20 protein-coding genes are annotated in these 14,160 nt (G+C 66.4%); 11 read left to right on the top strand and 9 right to left on the bottom strand.

Features of this window, described 5'->3' with window-relative positions:
* Positions 1-2: 2 nt before the first annotated feature.
* The 3 genes from purS to purC are packed head-to-tail and all read right to left on the bottom strand — an operon-like array spanning position 3 to position 1,197.
* Entirely contained in the window at positions 3-242 is a 240-nt protein-coding gene (purS, locus tag RX333_RS01560; RefSeq protein WP_316013150.1) for a phosphoribosylformylglycinamidine synthase subunit PurS, read from the bottom strand.
* Positions 239-436 carry a hypothetical protein gene (locus tag RX333_RS01555; protein ID WP_316013149.1) on the bottom strand — a complete coding sequence of 66 codons (198 nt, stop codon included), beginning with the start codon at positions 434-436 and terminating at the stop codon, positions 239-241. The genes purS and RX333_RS01555 overlap by 4 nt, the downstream gene beginning before the upstream one ends.
* On the bottom strand, positions 436-1,197 hold the full coding sequence (gene purC, locus RX333_RS01550; RefSeq protein ID WP_316013148.1) for a phosphoribosylaminoimidazolesuccinocarboxamide synthase: 762 nt from the start codon (positions 1,195-1,197) through the stop codon (positions 436-438). The genes RX333_RS01555 and purC overlap by 1 nt, the downstream gene beginning before the upstream one ends.
* A gap of 161 nt (positions 1,198-1,358) precedes the next feature.
* On the opposite strand from purC, the gene RX333_RS01545 reads away from it, so the two are divergent.
* Positions 1,359-1,673 carry a DUF1476 domain-containing protein gene (locus tag RX333_RS01545; RefSeq protein WP_316013147.1) on the top strand — a complete coding sequence of 105 codons (315 nt, stop codon included), beginning with the start codon at positions 1,359-1,361 and terminating at the stop codon, positions 1,671-1,673.
* A 4-nt stretch (positions 1,674-1,677) separates the two neighbouring features.
* On the opposite strand, the gene RX333_RS01540 is transcribed toward RX333_RS01545, so the two are convergent.
* The 3 genes from RX333_RS01540 to purB all read right to left on the bottom strand — a co-directional run bounded on the left by RX333_RS01540 (position 1,678) and on the right by purB (position 3,996).
* Entirely contained in the window at positions 1,678-1,980 is a 303-nt protein-coding gene (locus RX333_RS01540) for a hypothetical protein (RefSeq protein WP_316013146.1), read from the bottom strand.
* Between the two features lie 59 nt (positions 1,981-2,039).
* Positions 2,040-2,555 carry a glutathione peroxidase gene (locus tag RX333_RS01535; protein ID WP_316013145.1) on the bottom strand — a complete coding sequence of 172 codons (516 nt, stop codon included), beginning with the start codon at positions 2,553-2,555 and terminating at the stop codon, positions 2,040-2,042.
* Between the two features lie 133 nt (positions 2,556-2,688).
* Positions 2,689-3,996, bottom strand: a complete 1,308-nt coding sequence (purB, locus tag RX333_RS01530) for an adenylosuccinate lyase (RefSeq protein ID WP_316013144.1) — start codon at positions 3,994-3,996, stop codon at positions 2,689-2,691.
* Between the two features lie 74 nt (positions 3,997-4,070).
* On the opposite strand from purB, the gene RX333_RS01525 reads away from it, so the two are divergent.
* Complete coding sequence (locus RX333_RS01525; RefSeq protein ID WP_316013143.1) at positions 4,071-4,484, top strand: DUF6314 family protein; 414 nt, start codon at positions 4,071-4,073, stop codon at positions 4,482-4,484.
* A gap of 111 nt (positions 4,485-4,595) precedes the next feature.
* Here the strand turns inward: RX333_RS01525 and eno are convergent, their stop codons facing one another.
* Positions 4,596-5,873, bottom strand: a complete 1,278-nt coding sequence (eno, locus tag RX333_RS01520) for a phosphopyruvate hydratase (RefSeq protein WP_316013142.1) — start codon at positions 5,871-5,873, stop codon at positions 4,596-4,598.
* A gap of 181 nt (positions 5,874-6,054) precedes the next feature.
* On the opposite strand from eno, the gene RX333_RS01515 reads away from it, so the two are divergent.
* Positions 6,055-6,294, top strand: a complete 240-nt coding sequence (locus tag RX333_RS01515) for a hypothetical protein (protein WP_316013141.1) — start codon at positions 6,055-6,057, stop codon at positions 6,292-6,294.
* Here the strand turns inward: RX333_RS01515 and mazG are convergent.
* Positions 6,285-7,133 (bottom strand): nucleoside triphosphate pyrophosphohydrolase, encoded by an 849-nt coding sequence (gene mazG / locus RX333_RS01510; RefSeq protein ID WP_316013140.1) that lies wholly within the window; start codon positions 7,131-7,133, stop codon positions 6,285-6,287. The two genes, RX333_RS01515 and mazG, sit on opposite strands and share 10 nt — an antisense overlap.
* Before the next feature lie 121 nt (positions 7,134-7,254).
* On the opposite strand from mazG, the gene RX333_RS01505 reads away from it, so the two are divergent.
* A complete protein-coding gene (locus RX333_RS01505) occupies positions 7,255-8,421 on the top strand; it encodes a M20 aminoacylase family protein (protein WP_316013139.1) in 1,167 nt (388 codons plus the stop codon).
* Between the two features lie 37 nt (positions 8,422-8,458).
* On the top strand, positions 8,459-9,469 hold the full coding sequence (locus RX333_RS01500; RefSeq protein WP_316013138.1) for a sensor histidine kinase: 1,011 nt from the start codon (positions 8,459-8,461) through the stop codon (positions 9,467-9,469).
* Between the two features lie 4 nt (positions 9,470-9,473).
* Here the strand turns inward: RX333_RS01500 and RX333_RS01495 are convergent, their stop codons facing one another.
* Entirely contained in the window at positions 9,474-10,127 is a 654-nt protein-coding gene (locus RX333_RS01495) for an alpha/beta hydrolase (protein ID WP_316013137.1), read from the bottom strand.
* Between the two features lie 151 nt (positions 10,128-10,278).
* On the opposite strand from RX333_RS01495, the gene RX333_RS01490 reads away from it, so the two are divergent.
* The 6 genes from RX333_RS01490 (at position 10,279) to RX333_RS01465 (ending at position 14,157) form a co-directional block, all read left to right on the top strand.
* Positions 10,279-10,737, top strand: coding sequence for an Rrf2 family transcriptional regulator (locus tag RX333_RS01490; RefSeq protein ID WP_316013136.1), 459 nt, complete (start codon positions 10,279-10,281; stop codon positions 10,735-10,737).
* A complete protein-coding gene (locus RX333_RS01485) occupies positions 10,734-11,777 on the top strand; it encodes a cysteine desulfurase family protein (protein ID WP_316013135.1) in 1,044 nt (347 codons plus the stop codon). Before RX333_RS01490 ends, RX333_RS01485 begins: the two co-directional genes overlap by 4 nt.
* 44 nt (positions 11,778-11,821) lie before the next feature.
* On the top strand, positions 11,822-13,360 hold the full coding sequence (gene sufB, locus RX333_RS01480) for a Fe-S cluster assembly protein SufB (RefSeq protein WP_316013134.1): 1,539 nt from the start codon (positions 11,822-11,824) through the stop codon (positions 13,358-13,360).
* A gap of 73 nt (positions 13,361-13,433) precedes the next feature.
* Positions 13,434-13,598 carry a hypothetical protein gene (locus RX333_RS01475; RefSeq protein WP_316013133.1) on the top strand — a complete coding sequence of 55 codons (165 nt, stop codon included), beginning with the start codon at positions 13,434-13,436 and terminating at the stop codon, positions 13,596-13,598.
* Positions 13,595-13,840 carry a hypothetical protein gene (locus RX333_RS01470; RefSeq protein WP_316013132.1) on the top strand — a complete coding sequence of 82 codons (246 nt, stop codon included), beginning with the start codon at positions 13,595-13,597 and terminating at the stop codon, positions 13,838-13,840. Before RX333_RS01475 ends, RX333_RS01470 begins: the two co-directional genes overlap by 4 nt.
* On the top strand, positions 13,837-14,157 hold the full coding sequence (locus RX333_RS01465) for a heavy metal-binding domain-containing protein (RefSeq protein ID WP_316013131.1): 321 nt from the start codon (positions 13,837-13,839) through the stop codon (positions 14,155-14,157). Before RX333_RS01470 ends, RX333_RS01465 begins: the two co-directional genes overlap by 4 nt.
* The last annotated feature ends 3 nt before the right edge of the window (positions 14,158-14,160 follow it).

Here is a 14,160-nt window from a genome sequence, read left to right as displayed (position 1 = left end):
TCTCAGATCACCGTGACCGTGAAGTTCTCGATCACCGTGTTGGCCAGCAGCTTCTCGGCCATCTGCGCGGCCTGCGCCTCGGCCAGCTCGGCATCCTCGGTGGCGAGGTCGAGCACGATGACCTTGCCCTGACGCACGCCCTCGACACCGTCGAACCCCAGCGCGCCGAGCGCGTGGCGCACCGCCTCGCCCTGCGGGTCGAGCACGCCCTGTTTCAGCGTCACATCCACGCGAACCTTCATGTCTTTCCCGACCTTTCCATCACGTTCCGGACCGTCACCGCGACCATGCCGCCGCCGATCCACAAGAGGCTTCCCGTCACCACCGGCCCCGGCTCCACGCCGAAGAAGGTCCGCGCGAAACTCACCCCCATCAGGTAGCCGCCCGCCAGCACCGCGAGCGCGGGATGGGAGAGGATCGCCCAGACCCGCTCCATCAATGCACCAGTTTCGGCCCGTTCGTGCTGCCGTTCTGGCGCGGCATCACGCCCAGCCGCTTGGCGACCTCGGTATAGGCTTCGCTGAGGTCCCCCAGCTCGCGCCGGAACACGTCCTTGTCGAGCTTCTGTCCCGTCTCAACGTCCCACAGGCGGCAGCTGTCGGGGCTGATCTCGTCGGCCACGATCAGTCGCTGGAAGTCGCCCTCGAAGACGCGGCCGATCTCGATCTTGAAGTCCACGAGCTTGATGCCGACGCCCATCATCATGCCGGACATGAAATCGTTCACCCGCAGCGCCAGGCTCACCATGTCGTCCAGATCCTGCTGGCTGGCCCAGCCGAAGGCGATGATGTGCTCCTCGCTGACGAACGGATCGCCCAGCTCGTCGTTCTTGAGGTAGAACTCGATGATCGGCCGGGGCAGGGCGGTGCCCTCCTCGATGCCCAGCCGCTTGGACATCGAGCCCGCGGCCACGTTGCGCACCACGACCTCCAGCGGGATCATCTCGACCGCGCGCACCAGCTGCTCGCGCATGTTGAGCCGCTTGATGAAATGCGTCGGCACCCCGATTCCGGCTAGGCCGGTCATGAAATGCTCGCTCAGCCGGTTGTTGAGCACGCCCTTGCCGTCGACCAGCTCGTGCTTCTCGCCGTTCCCGGCGGTGGTGTCGTCCTTGAAGAACTGGATCAGCGTGCCAGGCTCGGGCCCTTCGTAGAGGATCTTCGCCTTGCCTTCGTACACCATCCTGCGGCGGGCCATGAGCAACTCCAAACCTGTCCGTTCGGGCGCGCCGGCGCCCGGTTGCGCGTCTCATAACGGGGCAGGCCCCCGGCGGCAAGGATTCTGCCGTCTTCCTTGCGCAAGCGCCCCGTCCCACCCACATTGAACCCAAGCAGAACAACGAGGCAGGGGAGGATCCGATGCCCACATTCGACGATCGCAAGAAGTCCTTCGAGGCGAAATTCGCCCATGACAGCGAGATGCTGTTCAAGGCGGAGATGCGCCGGAACAAGATCCTCGCCCTCTGGGCGGCGGGCCTGATGGACTACGAGCCCGACCGCTCGGCGGCGTATGTGAAGGATGTCATCAAGGCCGATTTCGCCGAAGCCGGGGACGAGGATGTCTACCGCAAGCTCAAGGAAGACCTGGGCGACCGCGTGTCCGAGGCCGACCTGCGCGCCAAGATGGCCCAGTCCGACATCGAGGCGAAGGCCCAGCTCGTCGCCGAAAGCTGATCGCTCAGCGGCGACGCCCCAGCCGTTTCGCATTGTCGCCCGAGGCCTTGGCCACGGGCGCGAGCCCCGCTTGCAGGATCGCCGACATGCCCTCGCCGCGCGCGAAGGCCATCGCCGCATCCTGGTAGCCGACGGCGAAGGCGGCGGGCTTCTCCGCCCACATCGCCGTCGCCTCGACGGGGGTCATCGCACCGCGCGCCATCAGGCCGACGCGGCTCTGGATCGTCTGCATCGCCGACAGGGCCGCCTTCTGCTGAAGGCTCCACAGCGGAATCACATTGAACGGGTCGAACGGGTTACGCGGCATGACTGCCTCCTGATACTGCACCGCACAATATAGGGTGCGGTGCGGCAAAAGGCAAAATCTCAACGCGCCGAGTCCAACGCCTCGGCTATCGAACTCGATCCGGGCGTCACCCGCGTCGGCAGGCTGGCGACCAGCCGCCCGTCCGCGTCGATGATCCACTTGTGGAAATTCCAGCGCGGCACCGCCTCCCGCCCGCCCTGCGCTTCCGCCCAGGCGAAGAACGGATGCGCCCCGCCGCCGCGGGTCCGCACGATATCGCTCATCGGGAAAGTGATGCCGAACATCGCATCGCAGAAGTCCGCGACCTCCGCCCCGCTGTCATATTCCTGCCCGCCGAAATCGTCGGTCGGCAGCCCGATCACCGTCACGTCGTCGCGCGCATCGTCGAGCGCCTGCAACCCCTCGTATTGCCGCGTATAGGCGCAGAACGACGCCGTGTTGACGACCAGCAGCGTCTGACCGGGAAAGTCGCCGAGCGTGAACGTCCCGCCCTCCAGCGCATCGAAGGCGATCTCGTGCGCATCCTGTGCCGCGAGCGGTGTGGCGAAGAGCAGGGCGATCAGAAGCTGTCTCATGTCTCAGCTACGTCCGATCGCCCCGCCGGGTTTCAAAGGTTAACGCGAAAAGGTCGGGCAGGCTGCCATACGCATGCCATACGCGTGCCATACGCAGGGCAGACCGCTCGTTTTCGGCGCCGGGCCCCGTTCGTTAACCTCTTCCGAACACCCGCTCGAAGATCGTGTCGACATGCTTGGTGTGATAGCCGAGGTCGAATTTCTCCTCGATCTCCTCGGCGCTCAGCGCCGCGCGCACCTCGTCATCCGCCAGCAATTCCTCTTTGAAATCAGCGCCTTCTTCCCAGACCTTCATGGCGTTGCGCTGCACGAGGCGATAGGCATCCTCCCGGCTCGTCCCCGCCTGCGTCAACGCCAGGAGTACGCGCTGGCTCATGACGAGGCCACGGAACTTGTTCATGTTGGCCAGCATGTTATCCGGGTAGACCACAAGCTTATCAATGACTTGCGTCAGCCGGTTCAGCGCAAAATCCAGCGTCACCGTCGCGTCCGGCGCGATCCCCCGCTCCACGGAGGAATGCGAAATATCCCGCTCATGCCACAGCGCCACGTTCTCCATCGCCGGGATCACCGCCATGCGCACCAGCCGCGCCAGACCCGTCAGGTTCTCGGTCAGCACCGGGTTGCGCTTGTGCGGCATCGCGCTGGAGCCCTTCTGCCCCTTCGAGAAAAACTCTTCGGCCTCAAGCACTTCGGTCCGCTGCATGTGACGGATCTCCACCGCCACGTTCTCGATCGAGGAGGCGATGACCCCCAGCGTTGCGAAGAACATCGCGTGCCGGTCGCGCGGGATCACCTGGGTCGAGATCGGCTCGGGCCGCAGGCCGAGCTTCTCGGTAACGTATTCTTCAACAAATGGGTCGATATTGGCGAAGGTGCCCACGGCCCCCGAAATCGCCCCGGTCGCCACTTCCTCCCGCGCCGCGCGCAGGCGAGTCCGGTTCCGATCCATCTCCGCATAGAACCGCGCGAAGGTCAGACCCATCGTCGTCGGCTCCGCGTGGATGCCGTGGCTGCGCCCGATGCGCACCGTATCCTTGTGCTCGCGCGCCCGGCGTTCGAGTGCGGCGAGAAGATTGTCCATATCCGTCAAAAGGATATCTGCCGCGCGTACGAGTTGCACGTTCAGCGTGGTGTCGAGCACGTCCGACGAGGTCATCCCCTGGTGGACGAAGCGGGCATCCTCCGCCCCCACATGCTCGGCCAGATGCGTCAGGAAGGCGATGACGTCATGCTTGGTCACCGCCTCGATCTCGTCAATGCGCGCGACGTCGAACTCGACATCCTTCGCGCGCCAGACCGCATCCGCATTGGCCTGAGGGATCACCCCGAGCTTGGCCTGCGCGTCGCAGGCATGCGCCTCGATCTCGTACCAGATGCGGAACTTCGTCTCCGGCGACCAGATGGCGACCATGTCGGGGCGGGAATATCTCGGGATCATCGCGGGCTCACCTTGCGTTTCAGGGGTCGAGCGGGTGATAGACCCCTCAGCCCACGCAAACAAGGGAGGGCGACATGACAGGTCCACTCGCGCCCTTCACCGGGCACTGGACGATCACGCGCGACGTGTTCGACCTCGATAGCAACTGGACGGGCCGCTTCACCGGGCAGGGCACCTTCACGCCGGCGCGCGGCGGCCTCGACTATCTGGAGGAAGGTGAGCTGCGCTTCGCGGGCCTGCCCCCCTTCAAGGCCACGCGCCGCTACCGCTACGACGCAAGCGACGGCCTGATCGAGGTGCGCTTCGAGGACGGCCGTTTCTTCCACGCCTTCGACCCGGCGGTGAGCGGGACCGAGGCGCATCACTTCTGCGACCCCGACAGCTACGACGTGCGCTACCTCTTCGACCTGCCGCACGAATGGCGGGCCGAGTGGCGGGTCGAGGGGCCGCGCAAGGATTACCGGATGGTCACGATCTATCGCCGCTGATTTCCCCGCGCGGAAACGGGCAGGCATGCTGACCCATTCCCCGCGGGGAAACCGCGTTCACTTCCCAGAAATATCCCCGCCGGGGGCTCCCCCGGCAGGGACGCAGCGCCGTCAGCGCTTCAGGATCGAGCGGCCCGCATAGATCGCGGTCTCGCCCAGCTCCTGCTCGATGCGGATCAGCTGGTTGTACTTGGCCAGCCGGTCCGAGCGGCTGAGCGATCCGGTCTTGATCTGCCCGCAGTTGAGCGCCACGGCGAGGTCGGCGATGGTCGCGTCCTCGGTCTCGCCCGAGCGATGCGACATCACGGAGGTCATGCGCGCGCGGTGCGCCATGTCCACCGCCTCGATGGTCTCGGAGAGCGAGCCGATCTGGTTGACCTTGACGAGGATCGAGTTGCCCGCCTTCTCCTCGATCCCGCGCTTCAGCCGCTTGGAGTTGGTCACGAACAGATCGTCGCCGACCAGCTGGACGCGGTCGCCTATCTTGGCGGTCAGGGCGGCCCAGCCCTCCCAGTCATCCTCGGCCATGCCGTCCTCGATCGAGATGATCGGGTAGGCGTCGACCAGCTCGGCCAGGTAGTCGGCATTCTCCTGGCTGGACAGGGATTTGCCCTCGCCCTTCATCTCGTACTTGCCGCCCTCGTAATACTCGGTCGAGGCGCAGTCGAGCGCCAGGAACACGTCCTCGCCGGGCGTGTAGCCCGCCTTGGTGATGGAGGTCATGATGAAGTCGAGCGCCTCGCGCGTCGAGGACAGCGCAGGGGCGAAGCCGCCCTCGTCGCCGATCCCGGTATTGTGGCCGGCCGCCGACAGTTCCTTCTTGAGCGTGTGGAAGATCTCGGCCCCCCAGCGGATCGCCTCGGCGCAGGTGGGGGCGCCCACGGGCATCACCATGAATTCCTGGATGTCGATCGGGTTGTCGGCATGCTCGCCGCCATTGATGATGTTCATCATCGGCACCGGCAGCACCCGTGCCGCGGTGCCGCCAACATAGCGGTAGAGCGGCAGGCCCGTTGCCTCCGCCGCCGCCTTGGCTACGGCGAGCGAGACGCCGAGGATCGCGTTCGCGCCGATCCGGCCCTTGTTCTCGGTCCCGTCGAGCGCGATCAGCGCGGCGTCGATCAGCGCCTGCTCGGTCGCGTCCATTCCGAGGATCTCCTGGCAAATCTCGCCGTTCACCGCCTCGACCGCCTTGGTCACGCCCTTGCCCAGATACCGGCCCTTGTCGCCGTCGCGCAGTTCCACCGCCTCATGCGCGCCCGTCGAGGCGCCGGAGGGTACGGCGGCGCGGCCCATCGAGCCGTCCTCCAGATAGACGTCGACCTCCACCGTCGGGTTGCCGCGGCTGTCGAGGATCTCGCGTCCGATGATGTCGATAATCGTGGTCATGGGGGCTCCTGCTCCTGCTCATGCTGTGATGCGTCGCGGTCTGACTACATGACGCACCCCGATTGCGCAAAGAGGGAGTGGACAACTTCAGGTTTATCGCTACCGTGAATACACGCAAAGGTTGTCAGGCGCCATCGTGGGGGTGTCGCGGCGTCAGGTTACGGATCAAGGAGTGCCCAGGATGGACCCGACCCAGGAAGTTTTGCTCTACCTCTCCGCGCAGGTGAACGCGATGACGCGGGCGCTCGGCATGTCGGCGGACCAGGTGCAGTTCGTGATCCTCACGCTGGGCGCGTTCGTCCTGCTGATGACGCTGGTCCGGGGCAACGGGTCGCGCACGGCACGCAGGGCCCCGCGGGGCGAGGCGTCCGACAGCGCGGCCATCAAGGGATTGCGCCACGCGCGGATGCCTCAGGACTGAGGCGCGTCGCGCTCGGCCCGCTTCGCCGCGGTCCAGAGCGCGTCCATCTCGGCGAGATCCGACTCCGCGGGCGCACGGCCATCTTCGGCCAGAGCGTCCTCGATGGCTTCGAATCGCCTTTGGAACTTGGCATTCGCGCCGCGCAGCGCGGCCTCGGGGTCGATGTCGAGATGCCGGGCGAGGTTGGCCATCACGAACATCAGATCTCCGAATTCGGCCACCTGCTCGGAATGGGGAAGGGTGTCGCGCGCCTCCACCAGCTCCCGCGATTCCTCCAGCAACTTGTCGAGCACCTGCACCGTTTCGGGCCAGTCGAAGCCGACGCGTGCGGCGCGGTTCTGCAGCTTCACCGCGCGGGTCAGCGCGGGCAGGCCGAGCGCCACGCCGTCGAGTGTGCGGGTCCGCGTCCTGCCCGCCGCCGCACGTTCCTCCGCCTTGATCCGCTCCCAATCCGCGACCTGCGCGCGGGCGTCGCGCCCGGGCGCGTCGCCGAAGACGTGGGGGTGGCGGCGGACCATCTTGTCGGAGATGCCCTCGATGACCTCGGCCAGCGTGAAATGACCTGATTCGTCGGCCATCTGCGCGTGGTAGATCACCTGGAACAGGAGGTCGCCCAGCTCTCCCTTCAGCTCGGGCATGTCGTCGCGGGCGATGGCGTCCGCGACTTCCGCCGCCTCCTCCAGCGTGTAGGGGGCGATGGAGGCGAAGTCCTGCTCCCGGTCCCAGGGGCAGCCATCGGGCGCGCGCAGGCGGGCCATGATCTCCACCAGCCGGTCGAGGGAGGCGCCGCCATTCAGGACGATCTCGTCGGAGCGGATGCGGTCGGGGTTCGGTTTCATGGGCGAGACCCTGCGCGGATGCCGCCAGATCCGCAAGGGTCCGAGCGGCAAGGGGCAGCCCGCTTGACCTTTCCGGGGGCGAGGCAGAAGCTGCGGGCAAATGCCGTTTCAGGAGACCCCCATGCCCATCATCAACCGCATCGCCGAGTTCCACGACGACATGAAGACCTGGCGTCGCCACATCCACGCGAATCCCGAGTTAGGCTACGACTGTCACGAAACGTCGGCCTTCGTGGTCGAGCGGCTCAAGGAATTCGGCGTGGACGAGATCGAGACCGGCATCGCCAAGACCGGTGTGGTCGCGATCATCCAGGGGCAGGGCGGCGACGGCCCGACGGTGGGCCTGCGCGCCGACATGGACGCGCTGCCGATCCAGGAGGTGCACGACAACGGCTACAAGTCCAAGGTCGATGGCAAGATGCACGCTTGCGGCCATGACGGGCACACCGCGATGCTGTTGGGCGCGGCGAAGTATCTGGCGGAGACGCGCAACTTCGCGGGGCGCGTCGCGCTGATCTTCCAACCGGCGGAGGAAGGCGGCGGCGGAGGCCTCGCCATGTGCGACGAGGGCATCATGGACAAATACGGGATCGGGCAGGTCTACGGCCTGCACAACCATCCCGGCGAGGCGGTGGGGACCTTCCACACCCGGCCCGGCCCGCTGATGGCGGCGGCCGATACCTTCACCATCGCCGTGACCGGCAAGGGCGCGCATGCCGCCATGCCGCATCAGGGCATCGACACGGTGCTGGTCGCCTGCCAGATCGCGCAAGGGCTGCAGATGATCGTCGCGCGCAACACCGATCCGCTGAAAAGCGCGGTGCTGTCGATCACCACGATCCATTCCGGCTCGGCCCACAACGTGATCCCCGAGACGGCGGAGCTGGGCGGCACGGTCCGCACGCTCGACGAGGAGGTGCGCGAGTTGGTGATCGCGCGCATGGAGGAGGTGGCGTCGAACATCGCGGCCGCCCATGGCGCGAAGGCCACGCTCGACTACCAGCGCGGCTACCCGGTCACCGTGAACCATCCGGCCGAGACCGAGTTCGCCGCCGGCGTGGCGCGGGCGATCTCGGGCGAGGATGCGGTGGATACCGACGTTGCGCCCATGATGGGGGCGGAGGATTTTTCCTATATGCTGGAGCGCCGTCCCGGTGCATACCTGTTCCTCGGGGGCGGGGGCGGCGCAGGGCTGCACCATCCCGAATACGACTTCAACGACGAGATCAGCCCGATCGGCGCATCCTGGTTCGTGAAGGTGGTGGAGACGGCGCAACCGGCGGGATAACGCCCGCGGGCGCATTTTTGAGAAGGAACGCTCCAAGATGGGCGACGGACAGCTGGCGCGGTTGCAGGCGGAAGCCTGGGACCAGCTTGGCGAGGGCATCATCCTGACGGATAGCGACGGGACGATCGTCTTCGTCAACAAGACGGCGGCGACGCTGCACGGGGTGGCGGAGCTCGGGGTCGAGACCGAGGACTATTCCGAGACCTACGGGCTCTACCGCCGGGACGGCACGCCCTACCCGTCGGCGGAACTTCCGCTGGCTCGCGCCGTGCGCGACGGCGAGATCGTCGAGAACGAGATGTGGGACATCCGCCGCCCGGACGGGACCACGATCACCGCCGAAGGCTCCGCGCGGCGCATCCACGATGCGGCGGGCGGCGTGCTCGGCTGCGTGCTCACCATCCGCGACGTCACCTCGCGCGAGGCGGCGCTGGCGGAGCTGACGCTGTCGCTGAGCGTGCGGGAGATGCTGCTGGGCGAGGTGAACCACCGGGTCGCAAACAACCTTAACCTCCTCGCTTCGCTGGTGCGCTACGAGCGGCGGCGCACGCAGGAGGACGCGGTGATCGGCGTGCTCGACCGGGTGCAGTCGCGGCTTCACGTCATGGGCGCGATCCACGGCGCGATGTATCGCTCGGAAGATGGCGGGACCGTCAATGCGGGCCACCACTTCTCGAAGCTGATGCAGGACGTGACCGAGGCGCTGGCCGGCGAGGTCGATCTGGTCGTGGAATGCGTCGCCCCGCAGGACATGATGGTCCAGTCGCGCGACGTGATCCCGCTGGCCCTGGCGGTGAACGAGTTGATGACGAACTCGCTGAAATACGCCTTCGACGGGCGTGCCAGCGGCGAGATCCGCGTCGTGCTGGAGGATGGCGAGACGCGGACCATGACCTATCGCGACGACGGGGTTGGCCTGCCCGAGGATTTCGACCTCGATCAGAGCTCCGGGCTCGGCATGACCATCGTGCAGACGTTGGCGCGTCAGCTCGGCTCGGAAGTCGCGGTGCTGAACGGGCCGGGCGCGGCGTTCCGCATCCCGTTCTGAGCCCTCAGCGGATGTTCGGCTCGGCCTGGCGGCGCGTCACGTAGTCCTTCACCGAGCCGATCATCTCGTCCATGCCGCTTTCGAAGAAGTGACCGGCACCCGGCACCGTCTGGTGCGTGACGGTGATACCCTTCTGCTGCTGCAGCTTCTCGGCCAGGCCCGTCACGTCGGCGGGCGGCACCACGCGGTCCGCGTCGCCGTTGATGATGAGGCCAGAGGAGGGGCAGGGGGCCAGGAAGGTGAAGTCGTACATGTTCGCGGGCGGGGCCACGCTGATGAAGCCCGCGACCTCGGGCCGCCGCATCAGCAGCTGCATCCCGATCCACGCGCCGAAGGAGAAGCCCGCCACCCAGCACTGGCGCGAGTTCGGCGCCTGCGATTGCAGATAGTCGAGCGCCGAGGCCGCATCGCTGAGCTCCCCGATGCCCTGGTCGTATTCGCCCTGCGAACGCCCCACGCCGCGGAAATTGAAGCGCAGCACGGTGAAGCCCATCTCGTGGAAGGCGTAGTGGAGGTTGTAGACGACCTTGTTGTTCATCGTCCCGCCGAATTTGGGGTGCGGGTGCAGGATGATGGCGATCGGCGCGTCCTTGCTCTTTTGCGGGTGAAAACGTCCCTCGAGCCGTCCTTCGGGTCCGGGAAAAATCACCTCGGGCATGGGATGCGACCTCTCTGTCGTGGTCCGGTCGGGAATGCTTGACGCTTCCGGTCGGAAATTCTAGAACAGTTCTAAAGAGCGTCGTGGATGGCTCTTTTCAAGCCGTGGCAGGTATAGTCTGCCGCGCGTCGCGTCAATAGCGGAGCCGGACATGAAGCTGAGCACCAAGGGTCGTTACGCCATGATCGCGCTCGCCGACCTCGCCCGGCAGCCGCAGGAGGTGCTGACGACGCTGTCGGAGATCTCGGAGCGGCAAGACATCAGCCTCGCCTATCTCGAACAGCTTTTCGTGAAACTTCGCCGCGCGGGGCTGGTCGACAGCGTGCGCGGCCCCGGCGGCGGCTACCGGCTGGGCCGCGATGCCGACACCATCCGGGTCAGCGAGATCCTGTCCGCGGTGGACGAGACGATGAACGCGCTGACCCGCGGCGCCGGGGTGAAGGGTGCGTCGGGCGGAACGCAGGAATTGGCACTGACCGACAAGCTGTGGGAGCAGCTATCGGCGCATGTCTATGTCTTCCTGCACCAGACGCGGCTGAGCGACATCACCGGCGACCAGCTCGCGCCCTGTCCGGCGGTGCCCGCACTGCTGGAGATGGTGGACGAATGAGCCGCGCCTATCTCGATTGGAACGCCACGGCCCCGCTCAGGCCCGAGGCGCGCGACGCGATGATCGCGGCGATGGACGTGCTGGGAAATCCGTCCTCGGTCCATGCCGAGGGGCGCGCGGCCAAGGCGATCGTGGAGCGGGCACGGGCGCAGGTGGCCGAGGCGACGGGCGCGGGCGAGGCGGATATCGTCTTCACCTCCGGCGCGACGGAGGCGGCATCGCTGGCGCTGGCGGGGCGTGACCTGGCCGGGGCCGCGATCGAGCATGATTGCGTGGCCGCCTGGACGGATGGCGCGGTGCCCGTGGACGAGGCGGGCCGCGTGACGGTCGCCGAGCCGGAGCGCAGCGCGCTTCAGGCCGCAAACAGCGAGACGGGCGTGCTGCAGGACCTGCCCGAGGGGCTGGCCTTCACCGACGCGGTGCAGGCGGTCGGCAAGGTGCCTTTCGCCTTCTCTTGGTCGGGGGCGGAAATGGCCGCGATCTCGGCCCACAAATTCGGCGGGCCGAAGGGTGCGGGCGCCCTGATCCTGCGCCGTGGCCTCGACGTTGCCGCACAGCTTCGCGGTGGCGGGCAGGAGATGGGACGCCGGGCCGGGACCGAGAACGTCGTCGCCATCGCGGGAATGGGTGCCGCCGCGGCAGCGGCGCAGGCCGATCTGGACGCGGGGCGCTGGGAGGCGGTCGCCGAACTTAGAAATATTCTAGAAAGCGCGTTGAGGGATGCGGCCCCCGACCTTATCTTGGTCGGCGAAGGGGCCGCGCGGCTGCCCAACACCACATGCATCGCCGTGCCCGGTTGGCGGGGCGAGACGCAGGTGATGCAGATGGACCTCGCGGGCTTCGCGATCTCGGCAGGCTCCGCCTGTTCGAGCGGCAAGGTGAAGGAGAGCCGCGTCCTGCGCGCGATGGGCCTCGATGCGGACGCCGCGAGCAGCGCGATCCGCATCTCGCTGGGGCCGACGACGATGCGGGCCGAGGTGGACGGGTTCGTCGCCGCCTGGGCGCGGCAACACGCAAAATTCCGCGCCCGCGCGGCGTGACACGGATATGAGGCCCCGCGGGGCCCGAGGAAAGGAACGGCACGATGGCTGCATTGGACGAAGCACAGGTCGATATCGGACGGGCGAAAGAGGGCGTCGAGGACGAGACCGTCGCCGCGGTGCAGTCGCTCGCCGGGAAGTACAAGTATGGCTGGGAAACCGAGATCGAGATGGAATACGCCCCCAAGGGGCTGACCGAGGACATCGTGCGCCTGATCTCGGAAAAGAACGGCGAGCCCGAGTGGATGCTCGACTGGCGGCTGGAGGCCTATCGCCGCTGGGTCGAGATGGACGAGCCCGAGTGGGCGATGGTCGACTATCCGAAGATCGACTTCCAGGACCAGTACTACTATGCCCGGCCCAAGAGCATGGTGCAGAAGCCCAAATCGCTCGACGAGGTCGATCCCAAGCTGCTGGCCACCTATGAGAAGCTGGGCATTCCGCTGAAGGAGCAGATGATCCTCGCCGGGGTCGAGGGCGCGGAGGAGGCTGCCGCCGAGGGGCGCAAGGTCGCCGTCGATGCCGTCTTCGACAGCGTCAGCGTCGGCACGACCTTCAAGGACGAGCTGGCCAAGGCCGGCGTGATCTTCTGCTCGATCTCCGAGGCGATCAAGGATCACCCCGAGCTGGTGAAGAAATATCTCGGCTCGGTCATCCCGCAGTCGGACAACTACTACGCGACGCTCAACGCCGCCGTGTTCTCGGACGGGTCCTTCGTCTACGTGCCCGAGGGTGTGAAGTGCCCGATGGAGCTTTCCACCTATTTCCGCATCAATGCGGAGAATACCGGCCAGTTCGAGCGCACGCTGATCGTGGCCGACAAGGGCTCCTACGTCTCCTATCTCGAAGGCTGCACGGCCCCGCAGCGCGACACCGCGCAGCTGCACGCGGCCTGTGTCGAGCTGGTGGCGCTGGAGGATGCGGAGATCAAGTATTCCACCGTCCAGAACTGGTTCCCCGGCGACGAGGAGGGCAAGGGCGGCATCTACAACTTCGTGACCAAGCGCGCGGATTGCCGTGGCGACCGCTCGAAGGTGATGTGGACGCAGGTGGAGACCGGATCGGCCGTCACCTGGAAATACCCGTCCTGCATCCTGCGCGGCAATGACAGCCAGGGCGAGTTCTACTCGATCGCCATCGCCAACAACCTGCAGCAGGCCGATACCGGCACCAAGATGATCCACTTGGGCAAGAACACCAAGTCGCGGATCGTGTCGAAGGGGATCAGCGCGGGCCGCGCGCAGAACACCTATCGCGGGCAGGTCTCGATGCACCCACGCGCGAAGAACTCGCGCAACTACACCCAGTGCGATTCCTTGCTGATCGGGGACAAGTGCGGCGCGCACACGGTTCCCTATATCGAGGTGAAGAACAATTCGAGCCGGGTGGAGCACGAGGCCACCACCTCCAAGGTCGATGACGACCAGCTGTTCTATTGCCGCCAGCGCGGCATGGACGAGGAGGAGGCCGTGGCCCTGGTCGTCAACGGCTTCTGCAAGGAGGTGCTGCAGGCCCTGCCGATGGAATTCGCGATGGAAGCGCAGGCGCTGGTCGCGATCTCGCTGGAAGGGTCGGTGGGCTAGGCCACATTTCGCTTCGTGCAAGGCGTCGGGCCGCCCAAGCCCGGCTACAGGCAGATCCGAAGGAGTGAGAGACATGGCAGGCAGTACCATCGTTCTGATGACCATCATCGGGGTCGTCATCGTCGGGGCGGGGATCCTCTGGGCCTATTCCTCCCGCGATGTCTCGCAGGAGCGGCAGGCGGAGGAAGACGGGCCGCACGGGCCGGACGTGCATCTCGACGACGAGGACGACAGATGAGGCATTACTTCCCCGCCACGATCATCGCCGTGGTGATCTACTTCGTGCTCAGCTTCCTTGCGGACATGCTGCTGGAGGAGTCGACGCGCACCACCTTCGCCATCGCGCTGGAGGCCGCGTTGAAGGCGGCCCTGTTCGGCGCGCTGTTCCATGTGGTGCATGGCTGGCTGGGCGGGTTCTTCGGCTTCTACGAATACGATGCGGAGATCGACGGACCGCAGGGCAAGGGACCGAGCGCATGATCGTCACGACGACCAACGGCATCGAAGGCCGTCGCATCGTGGAATATCACGGCATCGTCACGGGCGAGGCCATCATGGGCGCCAACATGTTCCGCGATCTCTTCGCGGGCGTGCGCGACGTGATCGGCGGGCGCGCGGGGGCCTATGAGGGCTCGCTGCGCAAGGCGCGGGACATCGCGATGTCGGAAATGGAGGCCGAGGCCGCGCGCATGGGATGCGACGCGGTGATCGGCGTGGACCTCGACTACGAGGTCCTGGGAAAGGAAAGCGGAATGCTGATGGTGAGCGTCAGCGGGACCGCGGTGAAACTGGGATAGAGA

It is taken from the genome of Roseobacter sp. HKCCA0434, assembly GCF_032464675.1.
GTDB lineage: Bacteria > Pseudomonadota > Alphaproteobacteria > Rhodobacterales > Rhodobacteraceae > Pontivivens.
This window is presented reverse-complemented; position numbering and strand designations above follow the sequence as displayed.